This is a genomic window from Massilia sp. AB1, from assembly GCF_018119385.1.
GTDB lineage: Bacteria > Pseudomonadota > Gammaproteobacteria > Burkholderiales > Burkholderiaceae_D > Telluria.
This window is the reverse complement of the sequence record NZ_JAGKSG010000007.1, coordinates 60,261-78,353: the sequence shown is the minus strand read 5'-3', so window position 1 is coordinate 78,353 and position 18,093 is coordinate 60,261. Positions and strand designations below refer to the sequence as shown.

Below are 18,093 nucleotides of genomic sequence, written 5' to 3'. Positions count from 1 at the left end.
CGAGCAACGTGTCCGAAGTTGTTTACGCCGTATTTCCGCACTCTAAAACAGCGTCGTCCCGGCGAAGGCCGGGATCCAAGTTTGCCGGCAAATCGCTATCACCGGTTCGGCGCAGCCGCCCAGAACCCATCTCCAGCACGATCCCCACCGAGGCGCACCTCCACCGGCCGCGTGATCCGCCTTAGCGCGTCCGCCTTCACCAGCCTCCCGTCCGCTTCGTGCAGCCGGTACCAGAGGAAAGCGACCCCCGACAGCGCCAGCTTCTGCCCCGTGAACAAGTTGTCGCGCACCACGCTCATGCCCTCCAGCCGCACGTCGACGTCCAGCACCAGCGCTCCTTCGCTGCGCTCCGCCTGCCCCAGGTAGCGCGCCGCCACGAACAGCGGGCTCTTGTCGCTCGCTTCCCCCGCCTTCAGCGAGTCGACGAAGGCGTCGACCGACTTGAGGTGGGCGCGGACGGCATCCTCCATCGCCGCCAATTCCTTCTTGAGCTCTCCCTTGGCGCCCCCGGCCAGCCGGGCCAGGGTTTCCGCATGCTGGGCCAGGGTGGCCCGGTGGCCGCCGAGGGCGCGCACCCTTCCCAGCAGGCGCTCGTGGCGTGACCAGTCGAGTTCACCAAGATAGCCGCCGCCCAGGCCCGCCAGCCGCGCCGGGCAGCTGCGCGCCATGGCGCTGGCGAACAGGGCGCGTGCGCCGTCTCCGTAGCCGATGCCGGCCAGGGTGGTGTCGCCCTTGAACAGGGCGGCCAGGTCGGCGGCGGCGCGCAGGGTGGCCGGCGGCACGGCCAACCAGGCCAGCGGCAGGGCGCGCGGCGCACCCTCGGCCGGCGTGTGGGCTTCGATATAAAGTGCCAGTTCGCGGTTGCGCGCCGCCAGGTCCTCACTCAGGCGCACCAGGGCGGCTTCGACCGCGCGCGCGGCCATCATGCCCTGGGCCGTGGCCGGGTCGTAGAGCAGGGTGGGGCGGTCCGCCGGCAGGACGGCGCAGACCTCTTGCGCCAGCTCGAGGGCCAGGTCGAAGGCGCGCGCCAGCCCGGCGGCGCCAAACTGGCGGGTGTCGACGGCGCCGCTCAGGGGCTTGGCTTGCGCCGGCGGGAGCCGCGCCAGCAGCTCGGCGCGCTCGGCCTCGGCAATGGCTTGCCGGGTTTCCGCTTCCAGCAGGCGGGCGCGGGCGTCGAGCAGTCCGGCGGGCTGCTGAGCGAGGGCAGGCACTGGCGCCATGCTGGCCGCCAGGCAGAAGAGTGACAAACAGCGGGTAAGAGAGCCCATCGTGTCTCCTTTTTGCCTCATTCCCTAGATTTCCCAGTGGAAATATGTAACAAATTGTCTGTAAATAGTAGGAGATGTTTCGGGCGCGTTGATTGTACGATCGCAAACTCGCTAGAATCAGCCGCTTACGCCCCAGCAACGTCGGCGATGATCCAGGTCTTGGCGTGTTGCGCGACGCCGCACGATTTGGCTGCTGCTTTCGCAGTCTGCGCTAGAATTGATGGGATAACAAAAAGTGATTCTATGAACAATCTTGCCCTGCCAGTCGATAGCTTCGGAATTGGATTCGCCGCGACCCTGGTCTGCTCGCTTCTGCTCGTCTGGACGAAGCGCTGGCACGGACGTTACTCGCTCGACGCCACCCACGGCGTCCAGAAATTCCACATCACCCCGACACCGCGCATCGGTGGCGCGGCCATCTTCGCCGGCCTGTGGCTGGCCCTGGCGCTTCTGCCCGAGCCGCAGCAGGAATTGCTGTTTCCGGTGCTGGTGGCCGGCTTGCCCGCCTTCAGCTTCGGACTGGTCGAAGACCTGACGCGCAACGTGTCGGTGCGGGCGCGCCTGCTGGCCACGATGGCCAGCGGGGTGCTGTGCTGGTGGCTGACCGACGCCAGCCTGCGCCATATCGGTGTCGGACCGCTGGATGCCCTGTTGGCATGGGTGCCGTTCTCGGTCCTGTTCACGGCCTTCGCGGTCGGCGGCGTCGCCAATGCGCTCAACATCATCGACGGTTTCAATGGCCTGGCCAGCGGGACACTGATGATCAGCATGGGCGCGCTGGGGCTGATCGCACTCGGGTGTGGCGACGCGCACCTGGCGCAGCTGTGCTTCCTGATCTGCGCCGTCACGGCCGGCTTCTTCCTGGTGAATTTCCCGTTCGGTAAATTATTCCTTGGCGACGGCGGGGCTTACCTGCTCGGCTTTTTGCTGGCCTGGATGTCGGTAATGCTGGTCCATCGAAATCCAACGGTCTCGCCGTGGGCCCCATTCCTTGCTTGCGCCTATCCGATTTTTGAAACCCTGTTTACTATTTTGCGCCGGCTGTGGTGCCGCCATCATCCGGGAATGCCGGACAGCCGGCACTTGCACAGCCTAATCAAGACAAATATATCTTCGCATTATTTCCGTGCCTTACCTGCGCCGCTGCGCAATGCCTCGGTATCGCCTTTCGTATGGAGCGTGGCCGCGCTCCCAGCTTTGGCTTCGACAGGGTACTTTGATACCCCGGTGTTCCTGGCATGGGCTGCCGCTGCGAGTTTCCTCGTATACTGTGCCGCCTATGCATGGGTAGCATCGATCAAACCGCGCGTCGTGCGGGTCGCTCCAACTGTCGCAGTGGAAGAATTCGATATCAAGCCTCTCAGCCGCCATGCCGCAAGGTAAATTGCAGGAGAGCGGGCGGACAAAGCCTGCATTGTCTCCGACTTTTGCTGCGCATGATTTCGATTTGCAAAATCTATACGACTTTCCGGGGTAGGCCCTTTTTTGCTGGCTTTGCGGTTTTTTAGTTGTTCCCGATTTTAGTCTTGTTTGCCGCGCCTCGAGAATAAAAGCGAATAATCAAGTGGTAAGAAATAACAGTCTATACTCGCCTTTTTTGCGCAATGCTGTTCTTGGCCCTTCATCTTTTCATAAGCAGATGTGGTGAGCTAAGTGGCTGATTTTTATAAAACTGTAGCGTATTCTCGTCCTAATGCTGAGCGCTTTTCTTGTGTATTCTTATACATATTTTTATAAAAATCACCAATTCTCACGCGAAAAGACTGAGGCTGAAAGCACAACAGCTTGGTCTAGTCACTTGAGCGTCAATCCTGTGCGACTTTGGTAATAAATTATTTCCAAACCCTAATGGCTTTGCGGTATCATCTCGTGTTCTCTTAAAGTAGCGCCCTCAGCTTTCCTCACTAGGTAACCGATGTCCAAGATCAATCGTACTGTCCTGGCCGTTGCTCTGGCCATCACTTCCATTGCGGGTCATGCCCAGCAGTCGAGTCAATCCAGCGATCTGTTCGGACAGGACTATCCGGTCACGCCATCGGTATCGACGCAGTCTCGTAAATTAAGCATTACGAATGCTGGCGTGGCCGGCGAAGGCGACAGCCGCAGCGCAGCGGATCAACTGGATCGACGTGAGGGTTTCGTCGACGAAAAGGGGCGGACGCGTCAGTATGATGAGTATCAGCAGTACGACGAGTACGGCGAGGAAGTGGGGAGTGGGGACTACGACCAGTCTGGCAGGTTGGATCGTACCGGGCGCGCGGAACGTCAGACTGGGTTGCAGCAGGGCAAGAGCCTCAAGAAGTCCGAGTTGCTCCAGCAACGGGAGCGTGGCTTCCAGCGTCCGGGCCAGATGCGCTTTAAGAGGGATGAGTTGAGCGACTTCCAGAAATTTGTTCTCGATAACACTGGAAAGGTGCTGCCGATTTACGGCTCCGAGTTCTTTGCCAACACGCGCTCGACCTTCGCGCCCATTTCGAACGCCCCGGTTCCGGCTGATCACCCGCTTGGTCCCGGCGACGAACTGATGATCCGCGGCTGGGGAACGATCGATATCGACTTTCGGACTACCATCGACCGCAATGGGACCATCACCATTCCGACCATCGGCACGATCGAGCTTGGAGGTATCAAGGCCGGCAACGCTGAAGCCGTGATCCGCAGCGCCGTTGCTCGCCTGTACAAGGGGGTGACGATCAGCGTCAATTTCGGGCAGTTGCGAGCCATCACAGTGTATGTGGTCGGTCAGGCCAAGCGTCCGGGGACGTACACCGTGTCGAGTCTGTCCACCCTGGTCACGGGGCTGTTCGCTAGTGGCGGCCCCAATGTCAATGGCAGCATGCGTCACGTGCAGGTCAAGCGGGCCGGCAAGATGGTGGCGGAGCTCGACCTGTATGCGTTTATCGCCAAAGGCGACAAATCCGGTGACATCCTGCTCCAGGATGGCGACTCTATCTATATCCCTCCAGCTGGAGGCTTTGTCGCACTGGTTGGCAAAGTGAATGCTCCCGCCATCTACGAACTCAAATCGAACAACGAATCCGTCGAATCCATGCTTGACATCGCAGGCGGGCTGCCGGTGCTGGCTGACCCGCGCCGCGCGTTCCTCGAGCGGATCGACCCTAACCGGAACCGTCCACGCAGCGTTGAGCAGTTCGCGCTCGATGGGCAAGGTCTGAAGCGCACGCTGAAGAGCGGCGATTTGTTGAATGTCACGTCGATTACACCGGATTTCTCCAATGCAGTGGTTCTGCGCGGGAATGTTGACCAGCCGGTGCGCGCGCCTTTCCGCGAAGGCATGCGCGTGAGCGACCTCATTCCTAGCAAGGAATACCTCATCAGCCGCGAATCGGTGCGCCGCCAGAATAATGCGGTCAGGGCGAAGGATGAGCGGCCTATCGACATCGATCACTCCGATTCCATCGCTGCGCGTATTGGCAACCTGATCGACGAAATCAACTGGGAGTATGCTGTCGTCGAACGTGTCAACCGCCAAGATTTGTCGGTCAAACTGATTCCTTTCCACCTCGGAAACATCTTTAGTCAGCCGAATGGACCGGACAATGTTCAGCTGCAGCCGGGTGATACTGTCACGATCTTTTCCCAGGATGACGTGGCTGTGCCGATGGACAAGCGGCGTGTGCTCGTGCGCGTGGAAGGGGAGGTCAATGTGCCCGGGGTCTACCAGATGAGTGCGGGCGAAACCTTGCAGTCCTTGCTTGCCAAAGCCGGTGGTCCGACATCCAATGCTTATTTGTTCGGTACGGCGTTTTACCGCGAACAGGTACGCAAGGAACAGGAAATCAATTTGGAAAAGGCTGCGATCCGCCTCGAGGCGCAGCTTCGTTCGCAGCAGGCGAAGGGCATTGCAAATATTGGGGCTATGAGTGCCGCGGACGCGGCGGCTGCCGCTTCGCAGCGCCAGGTGGAAATGCAGATCGCCGAAGAAGCGATCCGCCGCTTCCGCCAGCTCAAGCCGACTGGCCGTATCGCTTTTGGTATCGAGCCTCAGGAAAAGTCGTTCACGCGTCTGCCGCAAATTAAGCTCGTTAATGGCGACCGTCTAGTCATCCCCTCGCGTCCCGAGTTCGTGCATGTCTTCGGTGCAGTTAACGCGGAAGCATCGCCCTTGTGGCGTACGAACAGCCGCGTGAAGGATTATCTGCGTGTCGCCGGCCTGACCGCCGACGCCGACATCGATAACGTGTTCGTCATCCGCGTCGACGGCACGGTGGTGACGAATGCGACGGGCGGCTGGCTGTCCACGGGTGTCGGCAGCATGGAGGTCATGCCTGGCGATAGCATTGTCATCCCTGAAAAATTTGACAAGGAAACCGCGTGGACCAAGTTCACGAAGGGTACCCGCGAATGGGCGCAGATCTTCGCCAACTTCGGTCTGGGCGCGGCAGCGATCAAGACCTTGAAAGATTGAGGCGTGTGATGCGCCGGCCAGCGGCCGGCTCCACATCGGCAAGCTGAAAATTAGTGACTCAGGAATATGAATCAAACTCAAATGGCCGCATCGCAAGCTAGCGAGACCGACCAGTCAGGCGCATCGGGTCCGCTGGGTCTTATGACGGCGCTTGCCCGGTCCAGGAAACTAATCGTCGGTGTCCCGTTCGTGGTCGCCTTGGTGGCAGCGGCAATCAGCATCGCCTTGCCCAATATTTATCGTGCCGAAACGAAATTGCTCCCTCCGCAGCAAGCCCAATCCAGTGCCGCAGCCTTGTTGTCGCAACTGGGCGGCATGGCAGGTGCGGCCGCCGGCGTGGCGGGACTGAAGAGTCCGAACGAACTGTATGTCGGCATGCTGCGCAGCCGTACGATTGCGGACAAGCTCATTGCGCGTTTCGGCCTGGCGAAGGAATACGGCGAGGAGTCCCCGCAGCTGATTCGCGCGGCACTTGAGGCAAATACCGCGATCGTGACCGGCAAGGATGGGATGATCAGCATCCAGGTCGAGGGAGAGAACAAGAAGCTGGTCGCTCCGCTGGCGAATGCCTACGTCGAGGAACTGCTGTCCCTGACAAAGGTCCTGGCCGTTACCGAGTCCTCGCAGCGCCGCCTGTTCTTCGAGCGCCAGCTCGAGCTTGCGAAAAATAACCTGGCCAAGTCGGAGGTGGCACTGAAATCGGTGCTCGACACGCGCGGCGTCGTTAGTGTGGATATGCAAAGCCAGGCTGTGGTGGAAACCGTGGCGCGGCTCAGGGCCCAGGCATCGGCCAAGGAAATCCAGTTGAACGCCATGCGTCCGTTCGTGACCGAATCGCATCCGGACTACCGGCGCGCCGCGGAAGAACTGGCCAGCCTGCGCAGAGAACTGTCGAGCCTGGAAAACGGACGCCCGGGCGCCGAGGGCGGAGAAATTCAGGGCAAGGGTGTCGAAAATATCCAGCTACTGCGGGACGTGAAGTATTACCAGATGCTTTACGAACTGCTGGCCAAGCAGTACGAGGTCGCGCGTCTGGATGAGGCGAAGGATCCAGCCATCATTCAGGTGCTCGATGCCGCCATCGAGCCGGAGCGGAAGATCAAACCGAAGCGTGCGCTCTTCGTGGTCACGCTGACCATCCTGGCGCTGGCTGCGACGATGCTCGCGGTGCTGTTCCTGGACCTGAAACAGCGCGCGCTGCAGGATCCCGGCGCAGCGCGCCAGTGGGAAGAATTCAAGCGGCAGTTCCGCGGAAAGTAAAGCTGGCGCCATCGTTTGCAAGGCGGTGAAACCTTGTAACCGATAAATAAATTTCGTTTGTAAGTGTTCAGTTCGCCGTGGACAGCGTAGAATTGTTCAACTTCGAACAAACATTGAGCGCCGTGATATTTATCGCCCGGCAGGGCCTCGCATCCCTGAGCGGCGGTGTTTCGTGCACTGGCCTATCCCGTAGACACAGGCATCCGATGAGTAGTCGACAAGCTAGCAGGCAAGAGGATACCTATTTCCGGGTTATGCGCATCTTGCAGGACGATCCGGACCTCACTCAGCGGGAACTGGCGGAGCGCCTGGGTGTCAGCGTAAGCGGCCTGAACTATTGCCTTAAAGCGCTGATCGCAAAGGGCTGGGTCAAGATGCAGAACTTCAGCCACAGCAGGAACAAGTTTGGTTACGTGTACATACTGACGCCGCATGGGATAGCTCAGAAAGCGGCCCTCGCCAGTGTGTTTTTGAAACGCAAGCTGGACGAATACGACGCGCTCAAAGCGGAGATCGACGCGCTCGAGCTGGAAGTAGGCAAGGAAGAGGCGAGGCAGGCGCGAAACAGCTGAGCCTGGCGCAAGGACAGATGCAATGTATCCGCCCGACTGGCACATGTGCATTGATAAGAAGCAAAATACGTGAACGTGGAGTAGTAAATTTTGGACATCAGTAAAAAGAAGATCGCGATTCTGGGCCTGGGTTATGTCGGCCTGCCGCTTGCAGTCGAGTTCGGCAAGATCCGGCCCGTGCTTGGCTTCGACATCAATCCTGCGAGGATCGACGAACTAAAGTCGGGTAAGGACAGCACGCTGGAAGTCACTGCCGAGGAAATGGCCGCCTCGACCCAACTGCGCTACAGCTGCGATCCGGCCGAGCTGACTGAATGCGGCATCTTCATCGTGACTGTTCCGACGCCGATCGACAAGGTCAATCGCCCCGACCTGACACCGCTGATCAAGGCCAGCGAGACCGTCGGCAAGGCCATCGGCCCGGGCGCGATCGTCATCTACGAATCGACCGTCTTCCCTGGGTGTACTGAAGAAGTATGTGTTCCCGTGCTCGAGAAGATGTCTGGCCTGAGCTTCAACCGCGACTTTTTCTGCGGCTATAGTCCTGAGCGCATCAATCCTGGCGACAAGGTCAACACGCTCACCAAGATCAAGAAGATCACCAGCGGCTCGACCCCGGAAGTTGCGAAAGCCGTCAACGGCCTGTACGCTTCCATCATCACTGCAGGCACCTTCCCGGCCGCAAGCCTGAAGGTGGCGGAAGCGGCCAAGGTGATCGAGAACACCCAGCGCGACCTGAACATTGCACTCGTCAACGAGCTCTCTGTGATCTTCGAGCGGCTCGGCATCGACACGACTCAGGTCCTCGAAGCTGCGGGCAGCAAGTGGAATTTCCTGCCTTTCCGGCCGGGCATGGTCGGTGGACATTGTATTGGTGTCGATCCATACTACCTGACCCACAAGGCAGAGGAAGTGGGTTACCACCCGCAAGTGATTCTTGCCGGCCGCCGTATCAACGACAACATGGCACGTTACGCCGCCCGCAACGTGATCAAGCTGATGCTCAAGAACGGCATCGATGTCGCGCGCAGCACTGTCGGCGTTCTCGGCGTCACTTTCAAGGAAAACTGCCCCGACATCCGTAACAGCAAGGTCATCGATCTGATCAACGAGCTGAAGAAGTGGAACGTCGAGGTCGTCGCAATGGATCCATGGGCCGACGCCGCCGAGGTCCGGCATGAATATGGCCTGGAACTGGGGACGGTGGATGCCGACCGGCCGGTCGACTCACTGGTCGTCGCGGTTGGCCACGACGATTTCCGTGTGCTCACGCCCGCCACCTTGCGCCGCTATTGCCGTGGCGACAAGCCAGTGTTGGCCGACGTGAAGGCCCTTTACAACCAGGAAGCTGCAGCCGATGCCGGCTTTACTGTTTTCCGTCTTTAAATAACATCAGTTCAAGGTACCTCCCATGCGCCATTACACGCCGATCGTCGGCCGGAAGATCCGTATTGCCATCGTTGGCTGCGGCCGGATCTCGTCGAATCACTTCGCCTCCCTCGAAAAACACGCCGAGCACGTCGAGCTGGCCGCCGTCTGCGACATCGATCCGAAGACGCTGGCCGCGCACGTCGATAAATACGGCGTCCCGGGTTATGGCGACCTTGAAGACATGCTGACGGAGGAAAAGCTCGACATGGTGGTGCTGTGCACACCGAGCGGCGCCCATCCTGAGCAAGCCGTCATCGCCGCGCGCCACAAGGTGCACGTGATGACCGAAAAGCCGATGGCGACCCGCTGGCACGATGGGCTGCGTATGGTGCGCGCCTGCGACGAAGCCGGCGTGCGCCTGTTCGTGGTCAAGCAGAACCGCCGCAACACCACGCTGCAACTGCTCAAGCGCGCCGTAGCAGAAAAACGATTCGGCAAGATCCACATGGTCCACCTGAACGTGTTCTGGACCCGCCCCCAGTCTTACTACGACCAGGGCGGCTGGCGCGGCACCTGGGAATTCGACGGCGGCGCCTTCATGAACCAGGCCAGCCACTACGTCGACCTGCTCGATTGGCTGATCGGGCCGGTCGAGAAGGTGCAGGCGATGATGAGCACGACCCGCGACATCGAAGTCGAAGACACGGGCGTCCTCAACGTCAAGTGGCGCAACGGCGCGCTCGGTTCGATGAGCGTGACCATGCTGACCTATCCCAAGAACCTCGAAGGCAGCATCACCATCCTCGGCGAAAAGGGCACGGTGCGTGTTGGCGGCGTGGCGGTTAACGACATCCAGTTGTGGGAGTTCGCCGAACCCTGCGACTACGACCAGCAGATCAACGACGCCAACTACGAGACCACATCGGTCTATGGTTTCGGCCACCCGCTGTACTACAGCAATGTGATCGACGTTATGCGCGGCAATGCCGAGCCGGAAACCGACGGCCGCGAAGGCTTGAAGTCGCTGGAACTGCTGATCGCCGCCTACCTGTCCGCACGCGACGGCAAGACCGTGTCGCTGCCGCTGGAGTTCTGAGTATGAGCGACTATACCGTCCACCCGACCGCGATCGTCGACGAAGGCGCCCAGATCGGCGCGGGCAGCCGGATCTGGCATTGGGTACACATCAGCGGCAAGGCCCGTATTGGCGCTGCCTGCTCCTTCGGCCAAAACGTCTTCGTTGGCGATGATGTCGTTATCGGCAACAACTGCAAGGTGCAGAACAACGTCAGCATCTACGACGCCGTGACTCTCGAGGACGACGTGTTCTGCGGGCCGAGCATGGTGTTCACCAATGTTTACAACCCGCGTTCGGCCGTCAGCCGCAAGCATGAGTACCGCCGTACCGTGGTCAAGCGCGGCGCGACCCTGGGCGCTAACAGCACTATCGTCTGCGGTGTCACCGTCGGCGAGTATGCATTTATCGGCGCCGGCGCGGTGGTCAACCGGGACGTCAAGCCCTATGCGCTGATGGTTGGCGTGCCAGCGCGGCAGGTCGGCTGGATGAGCCAGCACGGCGAGCGCCTCGAGCTGCCGCTGACCGGCACGGCCGAGGCGCGCTGCCCGCAAACCGGAAATCTCTATAAACTCGACAACGGAGCCTGCACATGCCAAGCCCAGTAATTCCCTTCATCGACCTGAAGAGCCAGTACGAGGCGCTCAAGCCGCGGATCCAGGAACGCATCAACGCGGTGCTCGAGCACGGCCAGTACATCATGGGCCCGGAAGTGAAGGAACTCGAAGCGAAGCTGCAGGACTACACGGGCTCCAAGCACTGCATCACCGTCTCCAGCGGCACCGAGGCGCTGCTGATCAGCCTGATGGCCTTGGGTATCGGCCGCGGCGATGAAGTCATCACTACGGCCTTTACTTTCGCCGCCACCGCGGAGGTGATCGCCCTGGTCGGCGCCACCCCGGTGTTCGTCGATGTCGAGGCCGATACCGGCAATATCGATGTGACCCTGGTCGAGCAGGCGATCACGCCGCGCACGAAGGCCATCATGCCGGTCAGCCTGTACGGCCAGCCTGCCGACATGGACGAACTTAACGCGATCGCTGCGCGCCACGGCAACCTGCCGGTCATCGAAGACGCGGCCCAGAGCTTCGGCGCCGACTACAAGGGTCGCAAATCGTGCAACCTGTCGTCGATCGGTTGCACCAGCTTCTTCCCGAGCAAGCCGCTGGGCTGTTACGGCGACGGCGGCGCCATCTTCACGAACGACGACGCGATCGCCAAGGCTTGCCGCGAGATCCGCGTGCATGGCCAGGAGCGCCGCTACGTCCATACCCGCGTCGGCGTCGGCGGCCGCATGGACACGCTGCAGTGCGCCATTGTGCTGGCCAAGCTCGAACGCTTCGAGTGGGAGGTCGAACAGCGCCTGGCACTCGGCGCGCTCTACAACCGCATGCTCGACGAGGCAGGCATCAGCCGCGTGCAGCAGCGCGCCGACCGCACCAGCGTGTTCGCGCAGTACTCGGTGTTCGTGGAGAACCGCGACCAGGTCCAGGCTGCGCTGAGCGAGTGCGGCGTACCGACCGCGGTCCACTATCCGATTCCGCTCAACGAGCAGCCGGCCTACAAGGACATGTCGGTCGTCGGCGACACGCCGGTCACCCGCAAGCTCGCTCAGAAAGTGATGAGCTTGCCGATGTCGCCGGACCTGGACGAGGCCACGATGGCGCTGATCGTCAAGACGCTGGTGGCGAGCACCAAGTAAGGCCGGCGCCTGGCGAAGGTATCCACTTCCTGAAGACGAGATGAAGCGAAGCAAAATACTCGGGTTTGCGGTCGGTCCGGTCGGCGCCGCAGTGCTTGGCGCCGTCAGCCTGCCCGTGTCGACCTGGATGTTCGGTGCGGCCGATATCGGCCGTATCGCCATGCTTCAGACCGTCACCAGCCTGGCGATCATCGTCTTCGGCCTCGGCCTGGACCAGAGCTATCTGCGCGAGTACCATCAGGCGAAGGATGGCCGCGCCCTGTTCCGCATGGCGATCGGCCCGGGCCTCCTGCTGCTCGCCCTGGGGGCGGCCGCCGCGCTGGCGCTGGACCCGCAGGGCCTGGCCCGAGCCGTCGTCGGAGTGGACAGCGCCGGCCTGGCCGGGGTGATCGTCCTCACCATCGCCACCGCCTTTTGCTCGCGCTATTTTTCGCTGATCCTGAGGATGGAAGAGCGCGGGCTCGCGTTCTCGATGAGCCAGCTCCTGCCCAAGCTGATCTTCCTGGGCATTTTGCTGTTCATCTATCTGGCGGGCGGCGAGCGCGGGCTGCCTCAGCTGCTGTCGGCCCATGTGGCCGGCATCGTCGCGGCGATGCTGATCTTCGCCTTCAATACGCGCCACGTCTGGCTCGGCCGCGCCGCCGCCGGGGGCAATGTCTTTGGCGCTGGCGACCTGCTGCGCTACGGAATGCCGCTGATGGTGTCGGGACTCGCGTTCTGGGGCGTGGAAGCGCTCGACAAGGTCTCGCTACGCTTCCTCAGCAGCTTCACGGAGCTGGGCAATTATTCGATCGCCGTCGGCATCGCCTCCGTGGCCGGCACGCTGTCGGTTCTGTTCACCACGATCTGGATACCGACCGCCTACCGGTGGGCGGACGAACCCGATTGCGGCCCGCGGATCGAGGCGGTCGCGCACAAGCTGGTGGCGCTCGGCAGCACCCTAATCGCGCTTGCCGGCGCGTTCAGCTGGACATTGCGCTTCCTGCTGCCCGCCCACTATGGCGCGGTCCAGTACCTGCTGTGCGCCTGCATGGTGCCGCCGGTTCTGTACGCGACCGCCGAAGTGAGCGGCATCGGGGCCGGCATCGTGCGCAAGAACGTGCCAGTGATGTTCAGCGCACTGCTGGCTGGCGCGATCAACCTGGGCGGGAACCTGCTGCTGGTCCCGCCGCTCGGCGCCACCGGCGCCGCGGTATCCACGGCGATCGCATTCTTCGCGATGCTGGTCATGCGCAGCGAGATTTCGATGCGCGCCTGGGCCCCGATGCGCCGCAGCAAGCTGTACCTGCCCCTGGGCGTGATTACCCTGGTGTCGGTACTGTTCGCACTGAGCGGGGAGCAGTTTTCCGTATTCTGGACCTGCGCCTGGCAGCTGGTCGCCATCGCCTGCCTGGTCTTGAACCGTAGCGTCCTGGCCGAGCTGGGGGCAGGCTTGCGGCGCGGCAGGAAGCCCGCAGCGCCGCCTGTGCAGCAGACTGCCGCCGCCCAGACCGATTGAGAGAGAGAAAACCTATGATTTCAGTAATTGACTATGGCGCAGGCAACGTCGGCTCGGTGATCCGGATGATCGAGAAGGTCGGCGGCAAGGCCCAGCGGGTCTCCACCGCGCGCGAGCTCGACGCCGCGCAGATCGCGATCCTGCCGGGCGTCGGCGCCTTCGATTACGGCATGGCCCAGCTGGCCGAAAAGGGCCTGGTCGAGGCGCTCAACGAGGCGGCGCTGGTGCGCCGCATCCCGATCCTCGGCATTTGCCTGGGCATGCAGCTGATGTGCAAGCGCAGCGACGAAGGCGTGATGCCGGGCCTCGGCTGGATCGATGCGGAAGTGAAGAAGTTCGAGTTTGACCAGGCAACCCGCCTGCCCATCCCCCACATGGGATGGAATACGCTCGAACTCAAGCGCGAAAACGGCCTGCTCGACAACGAGCTGGAGCGCACCCGCTACTACTTCGTCCATTCCTACCGCGTCAGCTGCAGCAATCCGGAAGACGTGATCGCGACCACCGAATACGGCGGCAGCTTCGTCTCCGCTTTCGCCAAGGACAACCTGTTCGGGGCCCAGTTCCATCCCGAAAAAAGCCACCGATTCGGCATGGCGATGATCAAGAATTTTTTAGAGTGGGACCATGCTGAATAACCGCGTCATCCCGACCTTGCTGCTGCAGAACGGCGGCCTGGTCAAGACCCGCAAGTTCAAGAACCCGAAATACGTCGGCGATCCCGTCAACGCCATCCGGATCTTCAACGAAAAAGAGGTCGACGAGCTGATCGTGCTCGATATCCAGGCGTCGAAGCAGGGCAGGGAGCCCGATTTCGCCTTGATCAACGAGATCGCCGGCGAATGCTTCATGCCGCTGTGCTATGGCGGCGGCGTGCGCACGCTCGACGCGGCCGCGCGCATCTTCGATTGCGGCGTCGAGAAGATCTGCCTGCAGTCGGCGGCCATGGAGAACCCTGCCCTGATCACCCAGATTGCCAACCGTTTCGGCAGCCAGGCGGTGGTCCTGTCGGTCGACATCAAGCGTGACTGGCTGCGCCGCACCCGCCTGTACAACGCGCGCACCGGCGCCAACGAGTCGCGCGGCTGGACCGAATTCATGCGCATCGGCGTGGAGGCAGGCGCCGGCGAAGTCATGCTCAACGCGGTCGACAACGACGGCGAACTCGGCGGCTATGACATCGATTCGATCCGCCAGGCCTGCGGCCTGGTCGAAGTGCCCCTGATCGCGGCCGGCGGCGCCGGCAAGCTCGAGGACTTCAAGGCCGCGATCGAAGCGGGCGCCTCGGCCGTGTCGGCAGGCGCGTTGTTCGTCTTTCACGGACCGCACCGGGCCGTACTGATTACGTATCCTCGCTACGAGGATCTGGAAAAAATTGTTGGAGCAAAGAAATGACGGAATCAAAAACAATCTGCTCGCGCTGCATCATGGACAGCAGCGTCCCGCACATCAGCTTCGATGCGGATGGCGTATGCAACTACTGCACCGAGTATCTGGCGCAATGCGGTCACATTCTGAACGACGTCGACGGCCGCAAGGACGCCAAGCTTGCGGATCTGGTTGCGAAAGTCAAAAAGGCCGGCGCTGGTAAACCGTACGACTGCATCGTCGGCGTGTCGGGAGGTGTCGACAGCTCGTGGGTACTGGTGCGTGCGATCGAGCTGGGCCTGCGCCCGCTTGCGGTCCACATGGATAACGGCTGGAACTCCGAACTGGCTCAGCACAACATCGCATCGCTCGTCCAGCGTCTCGGCGTGGATTTGCACACCCACGTGATCGACTGGCATGAATACCGGAAGTTGATGCAGTCCTTCTTCGATGCGGATGTGCTCGACGTCGAACTCCTGTACGACAACGCGGCAGTCGCGGTGAATTACCGCGAAGCGGCCAAGTACGGTATCCGCTATATTCTGGCAGGCACCAATTCGTCGACGGAAGGCATGCGCATGCCCACCGGCTGGAACTGGAACAAGTTCGACAAAAAGAATATTCGTGCGATCGCGAAACGCTTCGCCAACATCCGGCTGAGCACCTTCCCCGCCATCGGTACCATCGACTTCTTCCGCTTCCGCTTCGTCAACGGTATCCGCTGGACCTCGATTCTCGATCTGATGCCGTATAACAAAGCGGAGGTCTTGCGTAAGCTGCAGGACGAGTATGGCTACAAGCCTTACCCCTACAAGCACTACGAATCGATCTTCACCCGTTTCTATCAAGGCTACATCCTGCCGAACAAGTTTGGCGTCGACAAACGCAAACTGCATCTGGGCACATTGGTGGCCTCCGGCCAGATGGACCGGGCGGCTGCATTGGCCGATCTCGAGAAAATTCCTTATCCAAGTCTCGCCCAGTTGAATGAGGACCGTCAGTATTTCCTCAAGAAGATGGGTTGGGGCGAAGCCGACCTGACAGCCTACATCGCCCGTCCGGAGATCGCGCACACCGCCTATCCGTCCGAGCAGCCGCTATGGGACTTCTGCGCCAATGTGCTACGCCGCTTGCGCAAAGCATTCGCTTGAGCCAGAAGCCCGACATGCATATTCTGGTTTTCAGCTCGGAGCCCTACCTGATCCCGACAGTACCGCTAGGCGGCATCTTCCAGCAGCACCAAGTCGCGGCGTTGAGCCGTCACGGCGCGACGGTGGGGGTGGTCAGCGGTGGTCTGCTGCCCTTGCGGGACGTGCTCACATTCCGTGGGCGGCCGGGGCGCGAGCTCACCGACAGCGGGATGGTGGTGCGCAAGTTCAGCAAAAGCTGGCTGCCCCTGCGTTTCACAACGCCGGAAAAAGTCCATCGCATCAACATCAGGAACCTGGTCGAGGCAGCTGAAACCTATATCCGCGAGAAAGGGCGGCCCGATTGCCTGCATGCGCACAACCTGCAATATGCAGGCTTGGCCGCTGCCGAGATCGGGCGGCGTCACAATATCCCTTTCGTGCTGACAGAGCACAGCAGCAGTTTCGTCACCGATACCTATCCGCGCGAGCTGCACGCCCGCTTCGAGGAGACACTGCGCAACAGTGCGAGGAACATCGCGGTTAGCAGCTCGCTGGCGCAAAGGATGAACGATCTGTTCGAGGCGCTGCCCGAACCCTTTATCGTCGTGCCCAACGTGATCGACCTGGCACCGCCGCCGCCTGCCGGCAGGCACGAGAAGTTCACGTTCCTGAGCATCGGGCGCCTTGACGAGAACAAGAATCACGCATTGCTGATCCGCGCCTTCGCCGAGGCTTTTCGCGGCGCCGACGTGGCGCTCAGAATCGGTGGTGCCGGGGCGCTGGGGCCGCAGCTCAAGGAGCTGGCCGGCACCCTCGGTATCGCTCAGCAAGTGGACTTTCTCGGTTTCCTCGGCCGCGACCAGGTGGCGGCTGAGCTCGCCTCCGCCGACTGTTTCGTCCTGCCCAGCATCCGCGAAACCTTCGGCGTCGTCGTCATCGAAGCGCTGGCCCTCGGGGTGCCTGTCGTGGCAACCCCGAGCGGCGGGCCGGCCGACATCGTGACCGCCGAAAACGGTATGATCACGCCCGATCATTCGGTGGGCGCGCTGGCGGCCGCATTGCGCGCGATGCGCGAGCAGCATATGCGGTTTGATCGCAAGCGGATCAGCGCCGACGCGCTCGCACGCTTTTCGGCATCGGCTTTTGCCGACACCATCAGCGGCATCTACCGCGAGGTGCTGTCGGCCCGCAATCCGGCCGCGCACGCCTATTCCCCGCGTCGGGCCGGCGGTGCCGGGCAATCCAGGCTCAGCATCGTGATGTTTTCCGCCTTGCTCAGCCATGGCGGAGGCAGGGAAACCTGGCTGAACAACGTTCTGCCCCGCCTGGCTGGGGCGGGTGAGTACCGGCACATCGATGTCCACTACGTGGCAGACATCGACACCGATCGGCATGATAAGCTCCCTTGCGTCGCCGATCCGCGCGTGCGCTTTATCGAGACACGCATTCCTTTCGGTGCCGGCAAGCTCGTGTCGCTTAAGCGAATCGCGGTCTTCTGCTTGCACGTCACACGCCGCCTGCGGCAACAGCCCGCCGACGCACATACCGTGCTGGCGATCGGGACCTTCTACGAAGGCGCGATCCTCGCTCTGCTGCGCGGCACCTGCCTGCGCCCGCCCATGCTGGTCGCCTGGATTCGCGGCGTATGGGTCAAGGAAATCAACCATCGCCATGGACCGCTGGTCAAGGGGACGATCAGCGGCTTCGAAAAACTGTTCCTGCGCTGCGCGGACCGCGTGATTTCGAACGGGCTCGATACCAAGGCGTTTTATGAAGAATTTACTGGCCGCCACGTCGAAGCGATCCCGAACGCCCTGGACATTCAGAAGTACGCGGCGATTACGCGCACAGCGTTCGATACCGATGCCAAGACCGTATCGTATATCGGCCGCCTAAGCGAAGAGAAAGGTTTGCGAAGCTATCTGGATGCGATCGAGGCCTACCTCGCGAGCGGCAGACCGTCGCGGCTGGTGTTCGACATTGTCGGCGACGGGCCGCTACGCGCGCTGGCCGAGCAGGCCGCAGCCAGGTTTCCCCAAGTCGTGCGCTATCTCGGGCCCTTGCCGAACGAACGCATGCTGACGTACCTGGAAACGATCGATGCCGGCGTATGCCTGACCTATTCGAAGGAATCGGGCGGAGGCGGGGTGTCGAACGGCCTGCTCGAACTGATCGGCGCCCGGCGCCTGGTAATCGCCTGGGACTCGCCGATCTACAGGCAGGTGCTGGATACCGATCAAGCGCTGTTCGTCGAGGAAAATGCGATCCCGCAACTTGCCGCCGCATTCGCCGAATTGGACGCCGATCCGCCGTCCATGGCGGCGAAGGTTGCGGCCAGCACCAAGGTGCTGGCGCGTTACTCGCTGGAGCATCACGTCCAGCACTTCGTCGAATACGTACGCCATTGATTTTGCGATAGT

General features: G+C 61.5%; 14 protein-coding genes. 13 read left to right on the top strand and 1 reads right to left on the bottom strand.

All coding sequences use genetic code 11. The features are described 5' to 3' along the window. Positions 1 to 98 precede the first annotated feature (98 nt). Complete coding sequence (locus J8847_RS06355) at positions 99 to 1,268, bottom strand: hypothetical protein (RefSeq protein WP_229512583.1); 1,170 nt, start codon at positions 1,266 to 1,268, stop codon at positions 99 to 101. Between the two features lie 243 nt (positions 1,269 to 1,511). Between J8847_RS06355 and J8847_RS06350 the strand changes: the two genes are divergently transcribed. The 13 genes from J8847_RS06350 (at position 1,512) to J8847_RS06290 (ending at position 18,081) form a co-directional block, all read left to right on the top strand. Then, positions 1,512 to 2,651: a glycosyltransferase gene (locus J8847_RS06350; protein ID WP_211523847.1), complete on the top strand. Its 1,140-nt coding sequence runs from the start codon at positions 1,512 to 1,514 to the stop codon at positions 2,649 to 2,651. 532 nt (positions 2,652 to 3,183) lie between these two features. Then, complete coding sequence (locus tag J8847_RS06345) at positions 3,184 to 5,697, top strand: SLBB domain-containing protein (RefSeq protein WP_229512581.1); 2,514 nt, start codon at positions 3,184 to 3,186, stop codon at positions 5,695 to 5,697. A gap of 81 nt (positions 5,698 to 5,778) precedes the next feature. Beyond that, positions 5,779 to 6,957, top strand: coding sequence for a Wzz/FepE/Etk N-terminal domain-containing protein (locus J8847_RS06340; protein ID WP_211523846.1), 1,179 nt, complete (start codon positions 5,779 to 5,781; stop codon positions 6,955 to 6,957). 206 nt (positions 6,958 to 7,163) lie between these two features. Beyond that, on the top strand, positions 7,164 to 7,529 hold the full coding sequence (locus J8847_RS06335) for a MarR family EPS-associated transcriptional regulator (RefSeq protein WP_211523925.1): 366 nt from the start codon (positions 7,164 to 7,166) through the stop codon (positions 7,527 to 7,529). A gap of 90 nt (positions 7,530 to 7,619) precedes the next feature. Continuing rightward, positions 7,620 to 8,915 (top strand): nucleotide sugar dehydrogenase, encoded by a 1,296-nt coding sequence (locus J8847_RS06330; RefSeq protein WP_229512577.1) that lies wholly within the window; start codon positions 7,620 to 7,622, stop codon positions 8,913 to 8,915. A gap of 25 nt (positions 8,916 to 8,940) precedes the next feature. Beyond that, positions 8,941 to 9,996, top strand: a complete 1,056-nt coding sequence (locus tag J8847_RS06325) for a Gfo/Idh/MocA family protein (protein ID WP_211523845.1) — start codon at positions 8,941 to 8,943, stop codon at positions 9,994 to 9,996. Positions 9,997 to 9,998: 2 nt separating this feature from the next. Beyond that, the gene (locus J8847_RS06320; protein ID WP_211523844.1) at positions 9,999 to 10,583 is read left to right on the top strand and encodes an acyltransferase; all 585 of its coding nucleotides are present in this window, start codon (positions 9,999 to 10,001) and stop codon (positions 10,581 to 10,583) included. Further along, the gene (locus J8847_RS06315; RefSeq protein WP_229512567.1) at positions 10,568 to 11,677 is read left to right on the top strand and encodes a DegT/DnrJ/EryC1/StrS aminotransferase family protein; all 1,110 of its coding nucleotides are present in this window, start codon (positions 10,568 to 10,570) and stop codon (positions 11,675 to 11,677) included. The genes J8847_RS06320 and J8847_RS06315 overlap by 16 nt, the downstream gene beginning before the upstream one ends. Positions 11,678 to 11,717: 40 nt before the next feature. Continuing rightward, positions 11,718 to 13,175 (top strand): lipopolysaccharide biosynthesis protein, encoded by a 1,458-nt coding sequence (locus J8847_RS06310; protein ID WP_211523843.1) that lies wholly within the window; start codon positions 11,718 to 11,720, stop codon positions 13,173 to 13,175. Between the two features lie 14 nt (positions 13,176 to 13,189). Continuing rightward, positions 13,190 to 13,813 (top strand): imidazole glycerol phosphate synthase subunit HisH, encoded by a 624-nt coding sequence (gene hisH / locus J8847_RS06305; RefSeq protein ID WP_211523842.1) that lies wholly within the window; start codon positions 13,190 to 13,192, stop codon positions 13,811 to 13,813. Continuing rightward, complete coding sequence (locus J8847_RS06300; protein WP_211523841.1) at positions 13,803 to 14,570, top strand: AglZ/HisF2 family acetamidino modification protein; 768 nt, start codon at positions 13,803 to 13,805, stop codon at positions 14,568 to 14,570. Before hisH ends, J8847_RS06300 begins: the two co-directional genes overlap by 11 nt. Then, on the top strand, positions 14,567 to 15,694 hold the full coding sequence (locus tag J8847_RS06295) for an N-acetyl sugar amidotransferase (protein ID WP_267876266.1): 1,128 nt from the start codon (positions 14,567 to 14,569) through the stop codon (positions 15,692 to 15,694). Before J8847_RS06300 ends, J8847_RS06295 begins: the two co-directional genes overlap by 4 nt. Positions 15,695 to 15,708: 14 nt before the next feature. Next, entirely contained in the window at positions 15,709 to 18,081 is a 2,373-nt protein-coding gene (locus tag J8847_RS06290) for a glycosyltransferase (RefSeq protein ID WP_211523839.1), read from the top strand. Positions 18,082 to 18,093 lie beyond the last annotated feature (12 nt).

Excerpts from the sequence above, each read along its gene's own strand:
- J8847_RS06355 (WP_229512583.1), bottom strand. The coding sequence starts at position 1,268 with ATGGGCTCTCTTACCCGCTGTTTGTCACTCTTCTGCCTGGCGGCCAGC.
- J8847_RS06350 (WP_211523847.1), top strand. The coding sequence starts at position 1,512 with ATGAACAATCTTGCCCTGCCAGTCGATAGCTTCGGAATTGGATTCGCC.
- J8847_RS06345 (WP_229512581.1), top strand. The coding sequence starts at position 3,184 with ATGTCCAAGATCAATCGTACTGTCCTGGCCGTTGCTCTGGCCATCACT.
- J8847_RS06340 (WP_211523846.1), top strand. The coding sequence starts at position 5,779 with ATGGCCGCATCGCAAGCTAGCGAGACCGACCAGTCAGGCGCATCGGGT.
- J8847_RS06335 (WP_211523925.1), top strand. The coding sequence starts at position 7,164 with ATGAGTAGTCGACAAGCTAGCAGGCAAGAGGATACCTATTTCCGGGTT.
- J8847_RS06325 (WP_211523845.1), top strand. The coding sequence starts at position 8,941 with ATGCGCCATTACACGCCGATCGTCGGCCGGAAGATCCGTATTGCCATC.
- J8847_RS06320 (WP_211523844.1), top strand. The coding sequence starts at position 9,999 with ATGAGCGACTATACCGTCCACCCGACCGCGATCGTCGACGAAGGCGCC.
- J8847_RS06315 (WP_229512567.1), top strand. The coding sequence starts at position 10,568 with ATGCCAAGCCCAGTAATTCCCTTCATCGACCTGAAGAGCCAGTACGAG.
- J8847_RS06310 (WP_211523843.1), top strand. The coding sequence starts at position 11,718 with ATGAAGCGAAGCAAAATACTCGGGTTTGCGGTCGGTCCGGTCGGCGCC.
- hisH (WP_211523842.1), top strand. The coding sequence starts at position 13,190 with ATGATTTCAGTAATTGACTATGGCGCAGGCAACGTCGGCTCGGTGATC.
- J8847_RS06300 (WP_211523841.1), top strand. The coding sequence starts at position 13,803 with ATGCTGAATAACCGCGTCATCCCGACCTTGCTGCTGCAGAACGGCGGC.
- J8847_RS06295 (WP_267876266.1), top strand. The coding sequence starts at position 14,567 with ATGACGGAATCAAAAACAATCTGCTCGCGCTGCATCATGGACAGCAGC.
- J8847_RS06290 (WP_211523839.1), top strand. The coding sequence starts at position 15,709 with ATGCATATTCTGGTTTTCAGCTCGGAGCCCTACCTGATCCCGACAGTA.